This window comes from Flaviflexus huanghaiensis, from assembly GCF_014118685.1.
In the GTDB taxonomy this organism is placed as follows: Bacteria; Actinomycetota; Actinomycetes; order Actinomycetales; family Actinomycetaceae; genus Flaviflexus; species Flaviflexus huanghaiensis.
On the sequence record NZ_JACFAK010000002.1, the window covers coordinates 144,269 to 166,475 of the forward strand.

18 protein-coding genes and 1 tRNA gene are annotated in these 22,207 nt (G+C 61.5%); 12 read left to right on the forward strand and 7 right to left on the reverse strand.

Annotated elements, in window-relative coordinates; translation table 11 throughout:
* From H7E91_RS02340 to H7E91_RS02350, 3 genes are read right to left on the reverse strand one after another with little or no spacing between them, the layout of a single operon-like run.
* Positions 1-918, reverse strand: coding sequence for a complex I subunit 1 family protein (locus H7E91_RS02340; protein ID WP_182353471.1), 918 nt, complete (start codon positions 916-918; stop codon positions 1-3).
* Complete coding sequence (locus H7E91_RS02345; RefSeq protein ID WP_182353472.1) at positions 911-2,023, reverse strand: hypothetical protein; 1,113 nt, start codon at positions 2,021-2,023, stop codon at positions 911-913. Before H7E91_RS02345 ends, H7E91_RS02340 begins: the two co-directional genes overlap by 8 nt.
* The gene (locus tag H7E91_RS02350) at positions 2,014-2,358 is read right to left on the reverse strand and encodes an NADH-quinone oxidoreductase subunit A (protein ID WP_182353473.1); all 345 of its coding nucleotides are present in this window, start codon (positions 2,356-2,358) and stop codon (positions 2,014-2,016) included. Before H7E91_RS02350 ends, H7E91_RS02345 begins: the two co-directional genes overlap by 10 nt.
* Positions 2,359-2,953: 595 nt before the next feature.
* Here H7E91_RS02350 and H7E91_RS02355 point away from each other — a divergent pair.
* Positions 2,954-3,038, forward strand: a tRNA-Leu gene (locus H7E91_RS02355).
* 667 nt (positions 3,039-3,705) lie between these two features.
* Here the strand turns inward: H7E91_RS02355 and H7E91_RS11935 are convergent.
* Positions 3,706-7,251, reverse strand: coding sequence for a S8 family serine peptidase (locus H7E91_RS11935; protein WP_182353474.1), 3,546 nt, complete (start codon positions 7,249-7,251; stop codon positions 3,706-3,708).
* Between the two features lie 239 nt (positions 7,252-7,490).
* On the opposite strand from H7E91_RS11935, the gene H7E91_RS02365 reads away from it, so the two are divergent.
* From H7E91_RS02365 to H7E91_RS02395, 7 genes are all read left to right on the forward strand, one after another.
* Positions 7,491-8,810: a M20/M25/M40 family metallo-hydrolase gene (locus H7E91_RS02365; RefSeq protein ID WP_182353475.1), complete on the forward strand. Its 1,320-nt coding sequence runs from the start codon at positions 7,491-7,493 to the stop codon at positions 8,808-8,810.
* 296 nt (positions 8,811-9,106) lie between these two features.
* The gene (locus tag H7E91_RS02370) at positions 9,107-9,904 is read left to right on the forward strand and encodes a class I fructose-bisphosphate aldolase (RefSeq protein ID WP_182353476.1); all 798 of its coding nucleotides are present in this window, start codon (positions 9,107-9,109) and stop codon (positions 9,902-9,904) included.
* Positions 9,897-10,457, forward strand: a complete 561-nt coding sequence (locus H7E91_RS02375; RefSeq protein WP_182353477.1) for a glycerol-3-phosphate responsive antiterminator — start codon at positions 9,897-9,899, stop codon at positions 10,455-10,457. The genes H7E91_RS02370 and H7E91_RS02375 overlap by 8 nt, the downstream gene beginning before the upstream one ends.
* Before the next feature lie 148 nt (positions 10,458-10,605).
* Positions 10,606-12,129 carry an FGGY-family carbohydrate kinase gene (locus H7E91_RS02380; protein WP_182353478.1) on the forward strand — a complete coding sequence of 508 codons (1,524 nt, stop codon included), beginning with the start codon at positions 10,606-10,608 and terminating at the stop codon, positions 12,127-12,129.
* A gap of 15 nt (positions 12,130-12,144) precedes the next feature.
* Complete coding sequence (locus tag H7E91_RS02385; protein ID WP_182353479.1) at positions 12,145-13,146, forward strand: 2-hydroxyacid dehydrogenase; 1,002 nt, start codon at positions 12,145-12,147, stop codon at positions 13,144-13,146.
* A 10-nt stretch (positions 13,147-13,156) separates the two neighbouring features.
* Positions 13,157-13,906 (forward strand): SDR family oxidoreductase, encoded by a 750-nt coding sequence (locus H7E91_RS02390; protein ID WP_182353480.1) that lies wholly within the window; start codon positions 13,157-13,159, stop codon positions 13,904-13,906.
* A 342-nt stretch (positions 13,907-14,248) separates the two neighbouring features.
* Positions 14,249-14,581: a hypothetical protein gene (locus tag H7E91_RS02395; RefSeq protein ID WP_182353481.1), complete on the forward strand. Its 333-nt coding sequence runs from the start codon at positions 14,249-14,251 to the stop codon at positions 14,579-14,581.
* A gap of 209 nt (positions 14,582-14,790) precedes the next feature.
* Here H7E91_RS02395 and H7E91_RS02400 read toward each other — a convergent pair whose 3' ends face one another.
* Both H7E91_RS02400 and H7E91_RS02405 read right to left on the reverse strand, forming a co-directional pair.
* Positions 14,791-16,344, reverse strand: coding sequence for an SLC13 family permease (locus H7E91_RS02400; protein WP_182353482.1), 1,554 nt, complete (start codon positions 16,342-16,344; stop codon positions 14,791-14,793).
* A 226-nt stretch (positions 16,345-16,570) separates the two neighbouring features.
* A complete protein-coding gene (locus H7E91_RS02405) occupies positions 16,571-17,524 on the reverse strand; it encodes an aldo/keto reductase (RefSeq protein WP_182353483.1) in 954 nt (317 codons plus the stop codon).
* Positions 17,525-17,572: 48 nt separating this feature from the next.
* Here H7E91_RS02405 and H7E91_RS02410 point away from each other — a divergent pair, with 48 nt between their 5' ends.
* The 3 genes from H7E91_RS02410 (at position 17,573) to H7E91_RS02420 (ending at position 20,132) form a co-directional block, all read left to right on the forward strand.
* Positions 17,573-18,415 (forward strand): undecaprenyl-diphosphate phosphatase, encoded by an 843-nt coding sequence (locus H7E91_RS02410; RefSeq protein WP_182353484.1) that lies wholly within the window; start codon positions 17,573-17,575, stop codon positions 18,413-18,415.
* A 77-nt stretch (positions 18,416-18,492) separates the two neighbouring features.
* Positions 18,493-19,656 carry a cysteine--1-D-myo-inosityl 2-amino-2-deoxy-alpha-D-glucopyranoside ligase gene (locus tag H7E91_RS02415; RefSeq protein WP_182353485.1) on the forward strand — a complete coding sequence of 388 codons (1,164 nt, stop codon included), beginning with the start codon at positions 18,493-18,495 and terminating at the stop codon, positions 19,654-19,656.
* Positions 19,656-20,132: a MauE/DoxX family redox-associated membrane protein gene (locus H7E91_RS02420; protein WP_182353486.1), complete on the forward strand. Its 477-nt coding sequence runs from the start codon at positions 19,656-19,658 to the stop codon at positions 20,130-20,132. The genes H7E91_RS02415 and H7E91_RS02420 overlap by 1 nt, the downstream gene beginning before the upstream one ends.
* A gap of 75 nt (positions 20,133-20,207) precedes the next feature.
* On the opposite strand, the gene H7E91_RS02425 is transcribed toward H7E91_RS02420, so the two are convergent.
* Positions 20,208-21,032: a RecB family exonuclease gene (locus H7E91_RS02425; protein ID WP_182353487.1), complete on the reverse strand. Its 825-nt coding sequence runs from the start codon at positions 21,030-21,032 to the stop codon at positions 20,208-20,210.
* A 53-nt stretch (positions 21,033-21,085) separates the two neighbouring features.
* On the opposite strand from H7E91_RS02425, the gene H7E91_RS02430 reads away from it, so the two are divergent.
* Positions 21,086-22,132, forward strand: a complete 1,047-nt coding sequence (locus tag H7E91_RS02430) for a tRNA (adenine-N1)-methyltransferase (RefSeq protein WP_338401705.1) — start codon at positions 21,086-21,088, stop codon at positions 22,130-22,132.
* The last annotated feature ends 75 nt before the right edge of the window (positions 22,133-22,207 follow it).

Here is a 22,207-nt window from a genome sequence, read left to right on the forward strand (position 1 = left end):
TCATCCCCTCCCCACACCGATTGCGGCAACAATGAACAACTGCACCAACGCCGCGGGCAACAGGACCAACCAGCCCACTTCCATGAACTCGTCCGGCCGCAGCACCGGGATCCGGCGGCGCGCCCATACGAGCGCAGCCAGCACAATGGCCGTCTTCACCAGTGTCCACGCCCATCCCGGAAGTAACGGTCCCGCCCCTCCCCCGAGGAACATTGGCACCGCGAATGCGGCACCGGCGGCCAACAATGCATACTGCCCGCCCTGGAACATGAGCCGGTCGACTCCGGAAAGCTCGGCACGGACCCCGCCGGCTATGTCAGTACCCAGCGGGGCGGAGAACGGGCCGGAAACCGAGAACGCGACGACGGCCGCGAGGTAGATGACGAAAGCGACCGGCATCCATACCCCGTACCACAGCCCGCCCTGCGAGCCGATGACGGAGACGTTGAGGCTACTGGCCGCGACGGCCGGGGTGGCGATCGCGAACATGAGGGGCAGCTCGTACGCGAGTGCGAGGGCGAGAAAACGGTAGCCGCCCACGAGCGACAGCGCAGAGTTCGCACCCCACCCCGCGAGCCAGACGAACGCCCAGACAGCGACGTCCATCGCGTTGAACCACACGACACCGACGTCGAGGTCTAAAAGTACCGACGTGCCCAACGGCACGACGGCCACCATGAGCACCGCGGCGAGCACCAGGCCTGATACCCCAATTCGCCACAGCAAACGGTCGGCCTTGAGCAGGGTGTGGCGGCGTTGGCGCAACAACCGAGCGGCCTCACCCGCCGGTCGCATGACCCCGTGTTTGCCCACACCCCCTGAGTTGAGAATTCCGTCATGGGCTGCGGCGGCGAACGCGAACCCGCCAAGAAGCGGTAGCGCAGCAAGAGCCCACAGCGGAGCGACCTGTTCAGGCATGGGTCGCCCTCTGTTCTGTGTCGCTGGCACGCAACCGCTGCAGGTCCAGGCTCGCGACAATGAGGCGTGCCGCAGCGAGGTCGACACCAGTGATGAGCTCCGCCAACTCTTCCGGCGTCGCCGGACCAAAAAGATCTACCTCCTCGTCGCCGTGCGCACGTTGGAGCGTGCCGATCAGCCGGTCATAAGCATCTAGGCCTGCCGAGGTTCCGAGTCCGCGTAGCGACCACCGCAGAATTCGAGAGCGCCGTATTTGCCGGTCAAGCCGAGCGAAACTGATGTCGGCGTCAGGATCATCATCAAGAAGCGCATCACGAACCATCCGAGCCCGCGCGACAGCATCCTCCCAGCCCGCTAGTGCGAGCAGGGAGGCAACATCGTCAAGCCGTCGCGCCCGCATCGGAGATGTTCTGGGCTCAGGTCGTGTGTCGAGCAGTTCGGCGTGAGCACCGACAATGACGTCGCCCTGCAAAGAACACCGCACGACCAACCCCGCGGCCCAGTGCGAGAGCACTGGGCCCAGCGCTAGATGGAGGACATCCATTTCTAGACCGTCGCGGTCAGGACCCCCCTCCGCGAGCGCAAGCCCACCAGGGGCCATCTCCATGTCCCCGTGGTCCATATCCCCGTGGTCCATGTCCCCGTGGGCCATGTCCCCGTGGTCCATGTCGCCGTGGTCCATATCCCCGTGGTCTGTATGCGCGTCATCGGCCCCGCCGCTATGGTCGTGATCCTCCGCCTTCTCAAGCAAATCCGTGATCTCGTCGCGGTGGGATGCATCCCGGTGCTGGTGAGTGGTGTCTGCTAGGAGTGTCGTTGCCTGGGAGATGCGGGAACGCACATCCTCACCTGGAACGAGGTCGACCCGGGCTCGTGGGCCGGGTAGCTGCTCCCACGCCAGATCCACAGCCTGTGCCATCTGTTGCCCAACACGCCCGCAGACGATCATAATGTCGGCATCTGAAGGTGAGTCCGCGAGCCGTAGGCCCAGGCGCAACGCGACGCGTTCGGCCTCCACCCGCAAACGCCACTCGCCGGGAATCTCCACTAGTAGCACGTGCGCGTGCCGGGCTGCGAGACGCGCAATCGCTGTGTTTAAACCCATCGAAATGCCCCTTCACGCCAGGCCCAGACGACGGCTGCAAATAGCGCTCCGAGGAAGAGGAACATCTCAATGACCGCGGACCATCCAACGTCTGCCACGACGACGGCCCACGGGTACATGAACAGCATTTCGACGTCGAAGGCGAGGAACACCAGGGTCGCAACATACCAGCGCACATGATATCGGGATAGGGCGTGCTCCTGCGGCAACCAGCCGGACTGGAAAGGAAGGCTGATACGAGGACCTTGACCGACTGTGACAATTCGGTGGAGCAGAGAGAGGCCGAGAACGAGACCACCGACCCCCAGGACGAGAACGACGACGGCAGTGAACATGAGGCTCCTCTCTGCGATGAAACGTCTCCCGACCAAACTCCGCCAGGCATGTGTCAATCGCCAAGCGGAGCTTTGGTCGTTCGCCGGCTAGCTATGGGCGATATGTGACTCCTGCGATTCGATTTACGAGTGTCATTGGTCATGCAGTGCCGCAGTGGTTGCTTGACACCCATGCCAAAGCGACACAATATTTCACCGATCATCACATAATCTCGTCGGCTATGCTCGGTGGGGTTTCAACTCAGCACGTCAAACCTCTATGAGATGTTCGGTTGGAGTTCCTCCGAACCTACTCAAAGTGCGTGAGCGTGTGACGCGACATAAGCCACGGCATTCGTTGACTCGCCACGAGTAACCATGGACGGGTGACGTTCGTTCCGGCTCGGCGTGTTCTTAGCGTGGCAGATCGCTTTCGACGGGTGAAGGATCTCCATGGGTCTGAAGCACTCATGTCCAGGCGCGCGGAATCGCAGAGCGGCGTCGACTCACGGTCATCCAGCGATCGATGTCACACCACCGCACGAGCCCCAAGTTGGCCTGTACCGGCTCCCTCGTGATAAATTCTTATCTGTTGCCACGGCTTCGGTTGTGACACGCGCGGGTGGCGGAATAGGCAGACGCGCTAGCTTGAGGTGCTAGTCCACGGATAGTGGGTGGGGGTTCAAGTCCCCCTCCGCGCACGGTAGGAAACGGCGAGATACCAATGAAAGGTGTCTCGCCGTTTCTCGTCTTACGATGCTCAACCGTATCTGGGACTCAGTTCTTTTCGATGCTTGGTCGGTACGGTGGATGAACTCCTACCCAGCAACCCTTTCCGCCCATGTGAAGTGTCTAGAGCGGGGGAACAGCTGAGAGGCTCGACGACGTGCTTCGCAACAAAGCACATGGTACTTGGGACATTCTGTATCTGTCTTGTGGTCGGTGGGCAGTGCGACAGCCGCAATGAAGAGCGTGTCGGCTCAGAAGCTACGACTCTGCTCGACACATCTTGCCTGCTAGGAGAGGACTTTCTCTGTGCTTGGGAGCGTCCGAAAAGGAAAGGACATATACGATTCATGGCGAGTGAGCTGTGGGTGCGTCCATGAGCGTGGGGCGCGGCGCCGCTCGTTTCGCGCACAGTGCAGAGACGTGTCCGTGTCTTTCGGCGATTTGATGAGCTCATGCTGAACGCGACAGTTCAAGAGTCCGCGAATGTCACTGGTGGGAAAGCAATGAGGCGGTGAGCCGCACGTGTCTGCAAGGACATGCCAGGTGCGCGAGCTCGCGGTCATGACCCAGCCAAGGAGGTGGCCCCTGCAGCGGTGTGCTACAGGGGCCAACGGTGTCGTCGAGAGCTAACGGAGTCTGTTAGCGCCGCAGACCAACTGAATCGATCCCATCAGCGTTCCAGTCACCGACGATAACCTCGTCGCGTGCCCGGCCGAGGGTGTGCGACTTCTGTGCGCTACCCGAGACGAGCGAGTTCGCAACGTAGAAGGTCGTCCCACGACGGACCGTAATGGTGTCCTTGCCGTCGCCATCCCAGTCACCGACGAGCACAACGTCGTTTGCTCGTCCGTAGCTGAACGTCGTCGTGGCGTAGCCGCCAGTGAGCGTGTTGCGGACAAAGAAGGCATTGCCACGACGGACCGCGAACGTGTCCATGCCGTCACCATTCCAGTCACCTGAATAGACCTGATCTCCGAGACGACCGTAATTGAACTCCTTCTCGGCATAGCCGCCCGTCAGAGCATTCTGGGCGTAGAACGTCGTGCCGCGGCGGACCGCGAACGTGTCCTTGCCGTCACCGTCCCAGTCACCAACGAGGACCTCGTCTTTCACGCGACCGTAGTTGAACTGGATCTCGGCGTTGCCGCCAAGTAGCTGGTTCTGGACGTAGAAGGTATTGCCGCGGCGGACCGCGAGCGTGTCGACTCCATCGCCGTCCCAGTCACCGGCGTAGACCTGGTCGCCAGCGCGGCCGAAGGTGAACCAGTGGTCCGCGGGCGTCGTGAAGTCGTTGTAGAGGAGGAAGCCGTGGTTGACGTTCTCGTCGATTGAGCCATCGCCAGGTCCCGTACCAGGGACACCGTCACGGTCAATCGTGAACGCCTCGGACGTCCACACCTCGACATCGTCAGGGTTATCGATGGAACCAACACCCTTAACGACGGTCACCTCGAGAATGTACGTGCTATCGAGAGCCTTGAGGAGCTGATCCGATTCAGCGGACTTCCGATATGTGCCATCCCAGGGGTAGACCTGAATGCCGGGCGCCGCACCTTCGCCATACGACTCGTAAACGAGGTTGTAGTCGGGGCTCACAGGTGCGCCCTTCGTACCGTCAGCCTTCGCGTGGAAAGCCTCCATCTTCATGTAGGAGACGGGGTTCTCGAAGTGGATGACGGCGTAAGGTACGTCGCCATCCTCCATCGTGAAGACGAACTCGTCGGAATCCCACGAGTAGACGCCACCCGAGACGCACTCCTCATCAACGAGCTTGTCGCACTCGTCAAGGAAGCCAAGAACCGGGGTCGGGTAGACGGGCTGGTTCGGGTCGGCGCCGATCTCCTCTTCCGTCCATCCATAGTCAGCCCACGTCCACTGATCCATGAACGCAACGTCGGTTTCGTAGTTACCCGCCATGCCCGCGTACGGCACGACATTAATGGGGAACTCACCGGCTGAATCGAGGAAGTAGATATGGCCCGAGTAGATCGCGCCAGGAAAGTCTGGCTCGGTGATCGTTGCGTTGACCGTGACCGTGCTACCAGCGGGGACCGTGACAGTTTCAGCAGAGAAGCTGACCTCGGCGAACGCGCCGTAGAACTTCGCGTATTGGTTGATGCCCCAGGTGGCCGGTGCCGGGTCATGGACCGGGGTGAGGGTCATCTCCTCCGTGCCGCGGTTCGTGATCGACAGGGTCGTCGTCTCGGATGGGCCTGTGTCTGCGTCAGCAAGACTGATTTCCGAAGGGGAGATCTGCGTGCCGATCCAGGAATTCACGACCGACCGCGGGATGTTGATCATGCCAGCACCCTGACGGTGGACCGGCTCAGAGGAGCCAAGTTCCGGAGCGACCGACCAAGGGATCGGATCTGCATTATTCTGCAGGTTGGTGAGAACCTGGCTCGGAGTTAGCTCAGGCGTGGTCTCAAGAAGGAGCGCTGCTGCACCCGCGACGTGGGGGGCGGCCATGGATGTGCCGGACGATGTCGCGTAGCCCGTCCCATCGTTGTCCGGCGAATCGAGAGGGTATGACGAATAGATGAGTCCGCCGGGAGCGGTGACCTGCGGCTTGATCGACAGATCGGCTGCAAGGCCGTAGGAAGAGAAGTCAGAGACAAGACCAGCGGTATCAACATCAGACACGACCATCTCGTCCGTCCACGTCATCGTCGGCGCTTCCGCGTCTGCGATAGCGGCACGGATCGCGTCGCCGTCCGTTTGCAAGATCGTCACGACAGGAATGGTGATGGCAGTGGCGCCCTCAACCGTGGCAGAGATGGCACCTGGCTGGTTGTTGTCGATGATGACACCAGCCGCGCCGGATTCTTGGGCAGCGAGCGCTTTGTAATGGAAGGAGATATCGCCACGGCGAACGAGAACGACCTTGCCTTCGGCGCCCTCGATCGGAGCCCCTCCCGTCTCAGAGCCTTCAGGGTAGGCGATGATGTCGAATGTTGAGTTGTCCTTCGGCGGTAGCGGGGCTCCGCTCGCAGGGCTGTAGCCAATAAGCGCAGTATCCAATGCAGAGACGGTCAGCGCAGGCGCCTCGATGCGCCAGTTGTCGGCCGAGCCGACGGCGATGACTTTCTTTCCGGAGGCAGGAGCGCCGCCGGAGAAGATGCCGTCTTCGCCAGAGTTGCCCTGCGAAACGGTGACGACGACGCCCTTGTCGACAAGGTTATCGGCCGCGACAGCGGTCGGGTAATTCGGCCACGTCATGAACGATGCGCCGATCGACATGTTGACGACGTCGGCACCATCGGCAGCTGAGCGCTCCATGGCGTCGAGCATGACCTCTGACGTCGTCGAGCCGTCACACCCGAACACGCGGTAGGCGAGGATGTTCGCGCCCGGTGCGACGCCCGTGAAATCGGCCGACGGATCGTTGCCGGCTGCAATGCCGGCAACATGGGTGCCGTGACCGTTGCAGTCATCGGGATTCTCATCCGGTGCTGGAACAGGGTTGTACGCATCCGATGACGGGTCGGCGTTGAATGCATCGCCGACGAAATCGTAGCCGCCGATGATCCGTGCGCCATTACCTGTGACAGGTGACCAGGCCGTCATGTCGGATGTTCCGCCGCCACCGAAGGCGGGATGGTCAATGTCGACACCGGTATCAATGATCGCAATGGTCTTCCCGTAGCCAGAGAAGTCCGTCTCATTGAGAATTGTGCTCGCGCCCGTCAGGTCCTTGGCGTACTTCATCTCTGGGTCAGCGCCCTTATCGAGCATCTCGGGTGCGTCAACAAGCAGAACAGGGAAGACTGCTGCGACATCAACGTCGTTTCGCAGCTGGGTCAGCTCTGCTTCATCTGCGGTGACAACGGCACCCGACCACAGCTCGCTAAAAGATGCTGTGACCTCGATGTCGAGATCGCCCGCTGCCGCCTCGAGGCGTTGCAGATCGGAGTTGACCCGCGCCTGCGTCCCGCCCTCGGCGATTGGCTTGCTACGGAACTCGACGAACCAATCGCCGGTGGCGCGTGAGCTGAAGGCGGAACCCGCGACGGAGGCTTGAGCCGCCGAGGCACCAACGTGCGGTGTGTTATCTGGTTCAATCAGCGGTTCGGCGCTTGGGGCAGCGGCAGCGGGAGCGATCAGAGCTCCGATGCTCACGGCCCCGACGGCCAAGAAGGCCACGCAGGAGCGTAGCCTTCCTCTGCCCGGAACATGACTCGTCATGTGTTCTCCTCAGTTTTTCTTCTAGGTCTCCGGCTGCAGCGTTGCAGCACAGATGCCCTGAGTATGGTCGATGCCACACGCTTACGCAGGTCAGAAACGCGGAATGAAACAAAGTGCCGTTCTCCTGATCGGAATTCGCACGACGATATTTCCCTCATGTGGCCTGCGGACATGGCGGTTCGTCAGTGCAGTCATCGTTAGACAGGCCGGTCGCTAGGCGGACAGGTTAGGCTAGCGATATGGCTGTTGATCCCTCTGCTCTGGATACGTCCGGTGTTGCACAGTTGTGCGCCGACCTCATTCGCATCGACACCTCGAACTTCGGAGATGATCCGAGAACGAAGCCTGAACGGCCAGCGGCTGACTTCGTCGTCAACTTCCTCAATCGGTACGGGTACGATCCCATCCTCATTGAATCGAAGCCCGGTCGAGCAAATGTCATCCTCCGTGTTCCTGGAACGGATCCCGAGCTACCTGCCCTTGTCGTTCACGGCCACCTCGATGTTGTTCCTGCCGTTGCTGCAGACTGGACAGTCGACCCGTTCGCCGGCGTCATGAAGGACGGATACCTGTGGGGGCGTGGCGCCGTTGACATGAAGAATATGGACGCGATGATGCTGACCGTGCTTGCCGATATGAAGGAACGGAACTGGCGGCCCAAGCGGGACCTCATTGTCGCTTTCTTCGCGGACGAGGAGGCCGGTGGTGAGTGGGGCGCTCAGTGGATGGCGGAGCATCACCCCGATCTCTTTGACGGCGCGACGGCAGCGATATCGGAAGTCGGCGGATACTCGGTCGATGTCGAGGGGCAGACCGTGTACCTCATCCAGACTGGCGAGAAGGGAATGGATTGGCTCACCCTCACCGCGCGGGGCCGCGCAGGGCACGGCTCGCAGGTCAACGAGGACAACGCGATCACGAAACTTGCCGCGGCTGTTGCAAGAATCGGCCAGCAACAGTGGCCCCTTCACCTCACCGATACGGTGCGCTCGCTCCTCACGACGGTGTCCGAGCTGACCGGCCTGCCGTTCACCGAGGACCCGGCTCATCTATCCGCCCTCGTCGACGCCCTTGGTCCGGCGGCCCCTTTCGTCGGAGCGACCCTCAAGACCCAGGCAAACCCGACCCAGCTTGACGGGGGATATAAGGCGAACGTTATTCCTGCAACAGCGACCGCCGCTGTCGACATGCGCCCGATCCCCGGCACGGAGGACGAGGCTCATAAGATCATTGACGATCTTGCGGGCCCGGACGTCGATGTCTCGTCCCTCGTTCGCTACGACGGTTACGAGGTCCCGTTCGACGCCCCTATCGTCGAGCGTATGTCCGAGGCTCTCCTCGCAGAAGATCCGGACGCGATCGTCGCTCCCTACCTTCTCTCGGCAGGCACCGACAACAAGCAACTCCTACCGCTCGGCATCGAAGGCTACGGTTTCGTACCGTTGGCTCTTCCTGCCGACTTCAATTTCTCCGCCATGTTCCACGGGAACGATGAGCGAGTGCCGATCAGCGCCCTTAAATTCGGAACGAGGGTTCTCGCGCGATTCCTCGCGCAGTAGCTCTCGGGACGCGGCAACAGTTCGCCTCACCTGGTCTGCGGTTTCGGTGCGCTCGCCGGACAACCGCGAACGTTTCAATAGGCCGCCGCGCACGGACGGCGATGACCGAACGGTCGGGGGCGTTCACCCACCGTAGTGGTGGGACACCGTTCACTCCTCGCCACTATGGTGCTATGCTGGGCACAAATAAAATAGTTCCCATCGGGATGGTCGTGAAGGTCCGTTGCACCAGCTATGGTTGCGCGGGCCTTTTTGTCGTTTAATTGGTGGATATCTTCTGCCAGAGGAGAGAAAACATGTCGAAGACACGTCGGATGAACAGGATTTTTGCCGGGGACGGGAGATCGGTTTCCCTTGCCCTCGATGGGTTCGGCTTCACTGAAAAGACCGCGGGTGTCGATGTCGCCGCCCGCAAGGTGCCCGCCATGGTCGAGCACGGACTCGACAACATCCTTGTCACCTATGGTCAGGCCCGTAACTTCGCGGAACATTTCACAGATGTCGGCCTCACCCTCAGAGTCGACACGACGACCGCAGTCTTTGACGCAACCGTGCCGGACAACATGCCCGCCTTCGACGTCATGGACGCGCTCAAACTCGGTGCCGATGCTGTTGTCATCATGAACTTCCCGGGAGCACACAACGAACGGTCGACGAACGAGTTTGCAGCGAAGCTGACTCGCCAGAGCGCGGACTGGAACGTCCCCTTCATGTGTGAAGCTTTGCCCTACGGTTACCCGGTCACAACACCCGAGTCTGCGGACCCGGAGAAGATTGCCACCGCAGCCCGATTCTCAGAAGAGCTCGGAGCCGACATCATCAAGACCCGCTTCTCGGGCACCGACCGTGACCGGATCATCGTCGACAACTGCACGGTCCCCGTTCTCGCGCTCGGCGGCCCAAAGTCTGATCACGAGACGTACTTCGCGTTCGTCCAGCACGTCATCGCCTGCGGTGCGAAGGGCGTCGCTGTCGGTCGTAACATCACCCAGGATCCGAAGCCGCTTGCCATGGTGTCCGCACTCGGCGCTCTTGTTCACGAAGACGCGACCGCGGCCCAGGCCATGACCATCTACAACGAGATCAGTGATTGATATCCCGCCGCGGACGGTAATTCCCTCGGTCCGCCACCTCAAGGAACTCGAGACGGCCCTCGACAGCACGTCACCCTACGTGCTGCTCACGAACGTCCACATCGGCAACCTTGAGCCGCTTGCGAAGAAGTGCATCGACGCCGATCACAAGGTTCTCGTCCACTGCGATCTCATCGGTGGGTTCAAACCCGACCGGGAGGGAATCCGCCTCCTGAAGAATATGTTCGGTGTGACGGGGGTGCTGACCCAGAGCGCGCAAGTGGTCAGCTACGCCCAGAAAGCGGGCATGGCAGGGATCCTTCGGGTGTTCATCATGGACTCACGGTCCCTTGAAAAGGGGCTTCAGGTCCTTCAGGATGCGAGACCTGATGGGATCGAGGTCCTGCCGGGCGCCCTCGCACACCGGTATTGGGAGCTGTTCGAGCCGTTCCAGGGCGACACAACTCTTATCGCTGGCGGAATGATCGTCACCCAGAAAGAATGCGACAGCCTTTTCAACCTCGGCTACCAAGCCCTCACAGCCTCAAGCCCCGGGCTGTGGCAGATGGCCTGAGGCCGCGTTCTTTCGCCACCGCCGGCGAAAGAACCGCGACGAAGGTGACTGCGTCGCAACGGCGCCGCCTCCGAGAGATCTCGACAGTAGCTCGCTGCACGATCCGACACATGACAGATACGAATTGATTGACAGACTTTAGGAGTCGATGATGACACCTCGCTACGTCCTTGGAATTGATAATGGCGGCACGGTGACGAAGGCCGGCCTCTACGACGCGGATGGCAACGTCTACGCCATCGCCCAATCCCACCTCGAGACCCAGTTCCCCAGGCCGCTCTTCACCGAGCGCGACATCGATCAGTTCTGGACCGCCAACGTCACGGCGATCAAGCGTGTCCTCGAGGAGTCGGCAATCGACCCCGGCGAGATCGCAGCGCTTGCGGTGACCGGCCATGGCAACGGCATCTATCTCGCCCGCTGCGACGGTAGCGCCCCGCGTCCCGGAGTCGTGTCGACCGATGCTCGGGCGCAGAGTTTCGTCGACCGGTGGCTTGCCGCCCCTGACTACGACGAGCGGGTCCGTTCGAAGACGGGTTCGACCGTGTGGGCGGGCCAGCCTCCCGCACTACTTGCCTGGTTCGATGAGCACGAGCCTGACGTCTTCGATGAGACTGACTATGTTCTGTCAGCGAAGGACTACATCCGCTTCCGCCTGACGGGCGAGGCGAAGATGGAGGTGACGGACTCGTGCGGGGTCGGCATGGCCAACGTTGTGACGAAGGAACCGGATCCCGACCTCCTCGACTTCTATGGCATCTCCCGCTGGGGATCAAAGATCCCGCCCTTCGTCGGATCCACCGAGATCGCGGGTCACATCACGGCTGAGGCTGCCGAGCTAACAGGACTCAAGGAGGGAACGCCGGTCGCGGCCGGTGTTATGGATGTCGTCGCTGGTGCACTCGCGGCCGGCCTCGTGGAGGAGAACGAGCTCACCGTTATTACCGGCACGTGGTCAATCAACGAGGTGCTGTCGAAGGACGCCAACGTTGAAAGCTCAGGCGAGGTGTGGCTGACCGTGCCGTACCCCGTCGAGGATACGTACCTCTTTCTCGAGGCCAGCCCGAATGGGGTATCGAACCTCGACTGGTACATCAACTCGATCATCCGCAAGTCGCTCAAAGCGTTCGGCCACGAGGATGTGTCCGACGCTGAGGTGTTCCGCATCTGCGAAGAGATGATCCACGGCTTCACACCGGATATCGAGGATCCGTTCTTCCTGCCTTACATCAACGGCACGGACGTCTTCCCGGATGGTCGGGCTGGCTTCGTCGGGCTGACGAACTATCACGACATCCGCCACCAGGTCCGTGCCGTCTATGAGGGCGTCATTTTCTCGCACCTCTCCCACATCGAAAAGCTGCGGGCCCATGGCAATCTCGAGGGGAGCGTCCGTTTCACTGGCGGGGCCGCGAATTCAAGCATGTGGCTGCAGATGTTCGCCGACGGGATCGGTATGCCGCTCGACATTGTTGACGCCGCGGAGTCCGGCACTCTCGGTACCGCGATCTGCTCGGCCGTGGCGGCCGGTCTTCACCCGGACGTGTCGACGGCAGTGCGGAAGATGACGTCCCCGCCGCGGGCAACCGTCGCCCCCAATCCCGAGTTCTCGGCGCTATTCCGTGAGCGGTTCGCCCGGTTCATGAACCACGTTGACACGCTTCGCGGCTGACACTGAAAGAGAGACATGAAAGTACTTGCCATTGCCGATGCCTACATCCCGCTCGACATGCTCCGAGATGGCACGGGAGCCCTTGTCGACGCGGGCCACGACGTCACCTATGTCGAATGGGAGACGGAATCGATCGAAAAGCTTCAAGAAGTCAACCTTCTCGTCGAACAGAAGGGACCCAACGGCCTCGAACTACCCGACTCGGTCGCGGAGAAGGTGCGGGAGTCCGATATTGTCATCACCCAGTTCGCACCGATCGGTGCCGCCCTCATCGAGTCGAGCCCGAACCTCAAGGTCATTGGCGTGCTTCGCGGTGGTACCGAGAACGTGGACTCCGCGGCTACGCAGAGGGCTGGCATCACAGTTCTCAATACTGCTGGCCGCAACGCACGAGCGGTTGCCGAGTTCACGGTCGGGCTCATCCTCGCCGAGACGCGCAATATCGCACGCACCCATGCGGCGATGAGGGAGCACGTGTGGCTCAAGGACTTCCCGAACGGAGATGCCATTCCGGAGCTGGAGGGCCGCACAATCGGGCTTGTCGGCGCTGGCGCCATTGGCCAGCTCGTCATGAAGTTCTTGGCGGGGATGGACGCCCGATGCAGGTTCTATGATCCCTACCAGGACACGAGCGAGTACGGCGACAAGGTCGACAGCCTTGAAGAACTCATGTCGACGTCTGACATCATCACGATCCACTCCCGGCTCACGCCCGACAACCATCTTGTTGTGAGCCGGGATATGCTGGCTCTCATGCAGCCCCATGCGGTGCTCGTCAACACGGCCCGCTCAGGCCTCGTCGACGAAGAGGCACTACTCGAGGCTCTCCGGGAGAGAAAGATCGCCGGCGCGGCGATCGACACGTTTGATATTGAGCCGTTGCCTGCCGACTCCGAGTGGCTGACGCTCGATAATGTCACCATCACGTCCCACCTCGCAGGGTCGACGCGCGACGCGTTCGTCAAGACCCCGAGAATGCTGAGTGAGCGGCTCCTCGCTCACCTCACAGAGAGATAAAGGAGAGACAGTGGATCTCAACCTCACCGGTCGACGAGTTCTTGTCACAGGAGGAGCATCCGGCATGGGTGCGGCTCTTGTGCGGATCCTTGTCGACGAGGGTGCCCGTGTGGCCCTCAATTACCGGAGCCGCGCCGACGAGGCGAACGCGCTCGCCGAATCCACAGGAGGCGACGTTTATCCCATCCACGCCGACCTGGCCGACCGCGAGCAAACGAAGCGACTGTTTCAAGAATCGGTGGAGGCACTTGGCGGGCTCGACATTCTCGTGAACAACGCGGGCCTGTGGCTCACAACCGAGGTCGGCGAGATCACGGACGACGTGTGGAACCGGTCAATCGAAGTAAACCTCGCGGCTCCTATGTTCCTCTCCCAGGAACTCATCAAGCACTGCACGGGAGACGGCAGGCCGGGCAGGATCCTCAACATCACATCTCAGGCGGCATTCCGCGGCTCATCGACCGGACACGTGCCCTACGCGACGGCGAAAGGCGGCATGGTGACGATGACGCGTTCGCTCGCTCGAGAGATGGGCCCGAACGGGATAACCGTCAACTGTCTTGCGATCGGAACGATGGAATCGCCGATGATCGCTGACGCTCTGGAGAAGAGGCGGGAGTTCTATGAGACCCGCATCCCCATCGGCTACGTTGCATCGGCAGAGCAGATCGCGTCGGTTGCGGCGTTCATGGTCTCTGACCGCAATTCCTACATGACGGGCGCGACCGTCGATGTGAGCGGGGGTCAGCTCCTCCATTAGAGGGACTGCGACGAGCAGGACGAGGGGCCACACCTTACCCGCTCGACGCAGTTTCCCTTCCGGGAATCTGGACGATGTCAGCTGCGTGGCGAGCCATCAGCAACGCGGCCTATCTAGTCGATCCAGATGTGAACAGTGTAGATCACGGTGCGGGGACAATGGTGGGCAATTCCATGTTGGGGACGGATCGGGCGGTGAGTCCCGCGCCGACTGCATTGGTGTGGGAGGTTACATAACGCGCTCACGAGGGCCGGTGACGGGTCTCTTTCTGCTCCTGCCGCCGGGTCTATAGCCGTGACCACGAGGTGTGCCTCGGCGCCTGATTCGCGGTAGGCTCTCTGTATGGAAATCGATCCTCGCACAGCGCTTGACCGCCTCATCGGTGCCCTTGAAGCATTCCATGATACGGCGGCACTCACTCGTGATCCCGAAGCTGATTCAGTGCTCGAAGCGACCGATCACCTGGCAGACGCCTACACAATTTATGACGATGCCGTCTTCACATCTTTCGGTGTCGAGCTGCCCCTCGACGTCTATGGCGATGACGATGACGATGACGATGATGACGATGACATCGTCTACGTCGACGATGATGACGACGACAGCGATGACGACAGTGACGATGGCGACGACAGTGACGATGATGGCGACGACATCGAGTATCTCGACGACTGACATGGGTGAGGCCGGGCAGGTGCCCGGCCTCACGTGTGTCTGACGCCGTATGGCTGTGGCGTTGACCCTCCGGCGCAACTCGCGTCCGCCCGCAGAGTTACGGCAGTCCCTACACGAGTCGTAAGACGCTCGATCGCTGGAACGTGAGCGTAGCGGAAACGGCTAGCGACTGGAGATGCTCTGCGGTGTAGCGGCGGCAGGTTGCAATCTCAGCCGAGCGAATATCCGATGACCGTGGGGCCGACGAGCACAGTGAACGTCACGATGAGAATGATAGCGACGACGTTGAGCCACACGCCCGCTTTCAGCATCTGGCCAATCGTGATGTACCCGGATCCGTAGGCGATGGCATTTGGTGGTGTCGCAACGGGGAGCATGAATGCCGTTGTTGCGGCGAGAGCAACCGGGATGACGAGAAGCTGGACATCGACTCCCATGCCGATGGCGACGCCGCCCATGATCGGGAGGAAGGCGGCGGCGGTGGCCGTGTTGGAGGTCATCTCTGTCAGCGCGAGCACGATAAGTGTGACAGCGAGGACGATGAGAACGATCGGCAGACCAGCTAAACCACTGGCCTGCTCGCCGATCCACTGCGACAAGCCCGAGTAGCCAAACGCGGCAGAGAGTGCGAGACCTCCACCGAAGAGGAGAAGCACGTCCCACGGCACACCCTTCGCCGTCTCCCAGTTGAGAAGACCAATACCGTCCTTCGGCTTTGCAGGTAGGAGAAAGAGGACGAGGGCGAGGACCATCGCGATCACCTCGTCAGTGATGCCGGAATCGGGGAAGAGGCTGGGGATGAAGATCCAGGACAGCGCGGCGGTGACGAAAACAACGGCCGTCAGCTTTTCCTGCGGCGACATGGGGCCGAGTTCTCGATGGTGCTCAGCGATAAGCTCTCGTCCGCCCGGGATGTCATCAATCTCAGGCTTGTAGACCCGCGTGAGTATCCACCAGGCAATGAGGAGAAAACTCCACGCGAGCGGAACACCGAAGAGCATCCACTGGCCGAAGTTCAGGGTGATGTCGTGGTTGTCTTGGAGGTAGCCGCGCAGAAGCGCATTCGGCGGTGTGCCAATCAGGGTTGATAGAGAAGCAATCGACGCTGCGTACGCGATGCCGAGCATGAGTGCGGCGCCGAACTTCGATTCCCGGTTGACACGCCTGTCGATTGTGCCGACAAGTGCGAGGACGGAAAGTCCGATGGGGAGCATCATGACTGCCGTTGCCGTGTTTGAGATCCACATGGAGAGGAACCCGGTCGCGACCATGAAGCCAAGAATGAGGCGTTTTGGCTTTGTCCCGACAACGAGCACGGTGCGTAGGGCGATGCGAACGTGGAGGTTCCATCGCTGCATCGTCAGCGCGAGGAGGAAACCTCCGAGAAAGAGAAAGATTGTTGGCGAACCGTATGAGCCGCCCACCGTCGCCATGGGTGCGATGTCCATGACGGGGAATGCGACGAGAGGAACGAGGGCGGTGGCAGCAAGCGGAATGGCCTCTGTCATCCACCAGATGCCCATGACGACGGCCACGGCAGCGACGGTGGCGATCGTGTCCCTGTTGGTTTCAATGTCCGCTGCGGCGAGCGTCTCCTGGAAGCTGGCGGACAGTTCGGCGGGAAACAGAAAGTAGATAAGGATGGCGCCGAGAAGGCCACTGACCATCCCGATACGGCGAATGTTTCGGATTTTTGGTGATGGCGGTGACTCCTGCTCGCCCGGTGGTTCGACGCTGACGCGCGTGATTTCTGGAGTGCTCATGTATTCTCCTCAACTCTGCGCACGACATTGTGACGCAGTTCATCAAGTATGGATTCATGGGACTGTAGCCCGTCATGTGGTCATTCGCAGAAGAATGCAGAATGTTCCCTGCCGAATCTGTGCAAAACGGACAGATCGCCAGGGTTCCGTCTCATATGTCGGGCACAATGCTCAGCGCTGGGTGTGCCGAGCGAGGCAGCGCCCTCGCCAGCGCCGTGCTGAGTCGCTAGAACCGCTCGGGATAACCCCAGGTCGGTGCTGTTACCTCGGTCAACGCGTCGAGGACAGCGTCTGGAATCTCCTCATCGAGGCCAGTGAGGATGGCGGCAAGCTGGGCCGACGTGCGCGGCCCGATCAGCGCGCATGACACGGTGGGGCGGGAGAGGAGCCAGGCGAGCGAGACCGTCGCGATGTCAACCCCGAGTCCGTCGGCCGCCGTCGCGATCGCCTCGACGACCTGCCTGGATGGTGTCGCGAGGTAGGGCTCAACGAAGTTCGCGAAGTGAGGGGAGGCTGCCCTGGAGTCGGGCGGGATCGAATGCCGGTAGCGGCCGGCGAGCACGCCGCGGCCAAGCGCGGACCAGGCGATGACTCCGGCCCCCGCGAATTCGGCGAAGGGAACGATCTCGCGTTCGATGCCGCGCTCGAGCAGGCTGTATTCCATATGCAAAGCGGCGAGCTTGACGCCGCGTTCGCGCAGGAGCTCGCTCATGAGACCCGCGTACCAGCCGGGGCAGTTGCCGAGGCCGACTGAGTGAATGAGGCCGCGCTGAGCAAGCGCGCCGAGAGCATCGGCTGTTTCTTCGACATTGGTAGCGGGATCTGGTGCGGCGAGGATAAGCGTATCGATCCAGTCGGTGCCGAGCTGAAGAAGGGACGATCGGATACTCCGCTCGAGTGAGGAGCGTGAGGCGTCGATGCCGTCCTCGCTGAGCCCGGCCCGTGAGATGAGATGGACTGAGGACCTGTCGACGGCCGAGCCGAGAAGCTCGCCGAGGACCATTTCCGCGGTGCCGCCAGCGAAGTAAGGGGAGGTGTCGATGACGACGCCACCAGCGTCAAGGAAGAGGTCGAGTTGCTTCTGCGCTTCATCGGCGGGGGTGTCACGACCCCACGTCAGCGTTCCCAGTCCAACGTTGGACACGGCGGGCCCTGCCGTTCCAAGCTTGCGTTTTCTCACACAGTGAGCCTACTGCATGGCGCAGATGGTGCCCCTATGGTTGACCCCATGGGAATTTTTGAAGCGGTCATCCTCGGCCTCGTCCAAGGATTGACGGAGTTCCTCCCGGTCTCATCATCAGCTCACCTGCGAATCGTCGGTGAGCTGTTTCCTGCTCTCGGAGACCCGGGCGTGACATTCACAGCGGTCGTCCAGATCGGAACGGAACTCGCCGTCGTGCTGTATTTCCGCGACGACATCATTCGAATCATCAGGGCATGGTTCAACGGGCTACCGTTTGGACCGTGGAAGGATCGCAGCCCTGAGGATCCCCAGGATGCTCGCCTTGGATGGATCGTGATAATCGGCACAATCCCCATTGTCGTTCTCGGATTATTCCTCGAGGGAGCGATCGAATCTGTCTTCCGCAATCTCTATCTGACGGCGCTCACGCTCGCCCTGTTTGCGGTGTTTCTTGGTCTCGCCGACCGGTTCTCGACACACGTGAAGTCCGTGTCCGATCTGTCGCTTCGCGACGGCCTGATCTTGGGTTTTGCCCAGTCAATGGCTTTAGTTCCGGGGGTTTCCCGATCTGGCGGGACGATCACGGTCGGCCTCATGCTCGGCTACACGCGGGAAGCAGCCGCGCGTGTTTCGTTCCTGCTTGCGATCCCGGCCGTGCTTGGCTCGGGCTTCTATCGGCTGTTCACGGATGATGGAACTGGACCTCAAGCGGGCGCTGTCGCTACGACGGTCGCGACTGTGGTGTCCTTCATTGTCGGTTACATAGTGATCGTTTGGTTCCTTAAGCTGATCTCAACGAAGTCTTATCTCCCGTTTGTTACCTATCGTCTCCTGCTCGCCGCAGTGATCGTCACCCTGCTCACCGCAGGCATCCTGGCTCCGCAGTGACATACAGAGAGGTCTCTATGCGTTCTTGGCCGATGCCGCAGCTCCCAGAGCTACCGGGCACGGGTTCCAGACCCCGTGTGGCCGATTCGCGATCCGGCCAGCTCATCGCCCTACCAGGCGGGCAAGCCAATCTCTATGTCTGCGGCATCACCCCCTACGACGCGACTCACCTCGGCCACGCCTTCACCTATGTGACGTTCGACGTTCTTGTTCGCGCGCTACGCGACGCGGGAATGGATGTGAACTACGTTCAGAACATCACGGACATCGACGATCCACTGTTCGATAGAGCCGAGGCGATCGGCGTGCCGTGGCGCGAGCTCGCCGACGCACAGATCGACCTATTCCGGCTCGATATGGATGCGCTCAAGGTTGTTCCGCCGACGAGCTGGGTTGCCGTCTCCGACATGCTCGACGAGCTCGAGGAGAATGCTCGGAGGTTAATTGCCGACGGACGCGCCTACGGTCTGACTGACGACAGCGGTCGTACCGACTATTACCGGGCAACGAGCGATGCCGACTACTCCGGAGAACACCTCGCTGGCATCAATCTCATCGACGTGTTCCGCGAAAATGGCGGCGACCCTGATCGACCCGGGAAGAAGAACCCGCTTGACCCCATGATCTGGAAGGGCGTCGAAGGCGACGATTTTCGGGCCGAAGGGGATAAGCCGGGCGCGTGGCGCCCGGGCTGGCACCTTGAGTGTGCACTCATCGGCCACGACTACCTCGGCACGACGATCAGCATCCAGGGCGGGGGAGCCGATCTCGTGTTCCCGCACCAGGAGATGACGAGCATCCATCACCGGGACTTTAACCCGCAGGTTGAAGCACTCGGTCAGATGAATACGGGCCTTGTCGCCTTCGAGGGCGAGAAGATGAGCAAGTCGCTCGGCAACCTCGTCCTTGTTTCCAAACTCATCGAGCGCGGCTTCGAGCCGATGGCGGTGCGCCTGCTCCTTCTCAACCATCGCTGGAATGACGACTGGGAGTACACCGATGAGCAGCTCAACCTCGCGGAGCGGCGGGTCACTCGCTGGCGCAGGGTGCGCCACACCGGTGGCGCAGGAGCTCACGAACTCCTGACCACGGTCCGTCAACGGCTTGCGGACAGTCTCGACACCCCGGGAGCTCTGGCTGCGATTGACGAGTGGGCTGAAGTCAACGAGCACAATGACGACCGCGACGGCGCAGCGCTGTTCAACGACATGTGTAAGACGCTCCTCGGGCTGTACCTGTAGTGAGTCTTGCCGCGCTGGCGTGGGCGGCAATCCTCGGTGTGTCGGCATCGTTGAACGGTGCTCGTATGCCGGGGTCGATGCTCCGTGCCATGCGGGACCTCAACCTTCCAGCACCCCTTATGCGGCCGTTCGTCGCCTGGGCGCATCTGCTCATCCAAGTCATCCTCGCTCTTGGACTCGTCCTTGCACCCCGCCCATACTCGTGGATCTTCACGAGTGGGCTCCTTCTGCTGGCGAGCACCTACCTTGTCGTCGTGTGGCGGTCGCGCGGCCATATGTGCCGTTGCCTAAGCAGAACTCCGCACACCATAGGCCCAGCGACGATCACCCGGAACATGAGCCTGTTTCTGCTTGCCGTGCTCAGTCTCGACAGCGGCGGTTTATGGGAGCTCTCCGCCACGCAGTGGCCCGCGCTTATCGTTGTTGCAGGTGCCGGGGTGGCCGAAGCGCTTACGTGGCGCACGCCCCAACGCTGACGTTTTGCGCGCGTATCACCCGTGTGAAGAAACTTGCTCGTCTACACGTTAGGTCAGGCGACGGGTAGCGAGAGGCTAGAGCTGGACAGCCCGCAGTTTGGCGACGCCCTCGTCGTTTATCGCCGGCGGTTGGCCGTCGAACGCGGGGCAGAGGGACTTAAAGGCACACCAGTCGCACAGGCGTGAGCGACGCGGTTCGAACCGCCCGGTGTCGAGTGCCTCAAGGATCCGTGACCAGATGGACATGATCGATTCTTCGACGATCCCGTTATCGGCATCATCAGACCAGTACGTCAGCGTCGAGTCGGAGCCGAGGTAGATGAGCTGGGACTGGCGGGGGAGCCTGCCGTCGGCTTTGGTGAGGAGCAGACCGTAGGCTCGGACCTGGAAGAGCGCTTCGTGCTGGTAGTTCGGGTTCGGCATCTTGCCGGTCTTGTAGTCGACAACGCGCAAGTCGCCCTTCGGGGACACGTCGATCCGGTCGATGACGCCCCTAAACCTGATCCCCGAATCCAGCTCGACAGTGATCATCCGCTCTCGGTTGCTCCGCGTCGGATTGAGCATGGTCGGGTTCTCGCGTCGGAAGTATGTGCCGACAAGGCCGCGTGCCGATTCCAGCCACTGCTCGAACGGTTCATCGTCGAAGAGTCTCTGTAATCCCGGGTCGCGGTCGAGCATCGCCGCCCAGCGGGGCTCGACAAGGTCGCTCGCTGCGCCAGCGGTGCGTTCCTGGGGAGGGAGGTCGTACAGGTGCTCGAGGACGGAGTGGACCAGCGTACCCTTCGCGGCCGCGGAGGACGGCGGTTCGGGGATCCTGTCGATGACCCGGTAGCGGAACTTCAGGGGGCACTGCGTGAAGTCGTTGAGCCGTGAGACTGAAAGGGCGGGCTGGTAGAGCATGCCACAACCCTACCGAACGGCATGGGCACGCCCAGCGGCTAGGATAGTGGACTGTGACTATCCACCCTTCAGGACCAGATCGGCGCCGCGGACCGTTTCGTGCCGGTGAACGCGTTCAGCTCACCGATGTGAAAGGCCGCAAGTACACGACCATGCTGACAACGGAGGGCTACTTCCAGTCCTCCCGCGGCAGATTGCGGCACACCGACATCATCGGGCGTCACGAGGGGTCCGTCATCGACACGGACGACGGTCACCGGCTCCTGGCGCTACGTCCCCTCATGACCGACTATGTCCTGTCTATGCCCCGTGGTGCAACACCGATTTACCCGAAGGATGCGGCCCGCATCATCTCGATCGCCGACGTCTTTCCCGGTGCCCGAGTGATCGAGGCCGGTCTCGGCTCGGGTGCGCTCACACTGTCCCTGCTCGCTGCCGTTGGCGATGAAGGACATGTGACATCGGTCGAGCGGAGGGAAGACTTCGCCGAGATCGCTATCGCGAACGTCGAGAGTTGGTACGGAGACGTCATCCCGCCGTGGACAGTCCACCTCGGCGACCTGACGGATGTCATGGATGACATGCCGGACGGCAGCGTCGACCACGTCCTTCTCGACATGCTCGCCCCATGGGAGAACCTCGATGGTGCGATGCGGATTCTGCGCCCCGGCGGGGTCCTTCTCGCCTACGTTGCGACAACGACACAGCTGTCCCGCGCTGCCGAAGAGATTCGCCGCACGTTCTCCTTCACCGAGGTTGAAGCATCTGAAACCGTCGTTCGTACCTGGCACCTCGAAGGCCTCGCCGTGCGCCCTGACCACCGCATGGTCGGGCACACGGGATTCCTCCTCACAGCCCGGCGGCTTGCGCCCATGAGCGAACCGCTCCTCGAGAAGCGCCGCCCAGCCAAGCTCGCCTATTCCGACACATTTCCCTGGGACGACCCGAGCCTCGCTCCAATTAGTGAGCAGGAGATGTCGGCTAAGCGCCTGCGAAAGGTCCTGCGCGATGTGCGCCAGCGTACCCGCATCGAACAAACCGGGTCCGCTCATGGGTCCGAAGGAGACGAGCAGGTCGACAAGCACGACAATCCGTCGTGACACCCCGGGGTGTGCGAATTCAATCGGTCGGCCCCGACACGTTCGTGTGCCGACCGAGCTAGGTTCGCGGCCCCG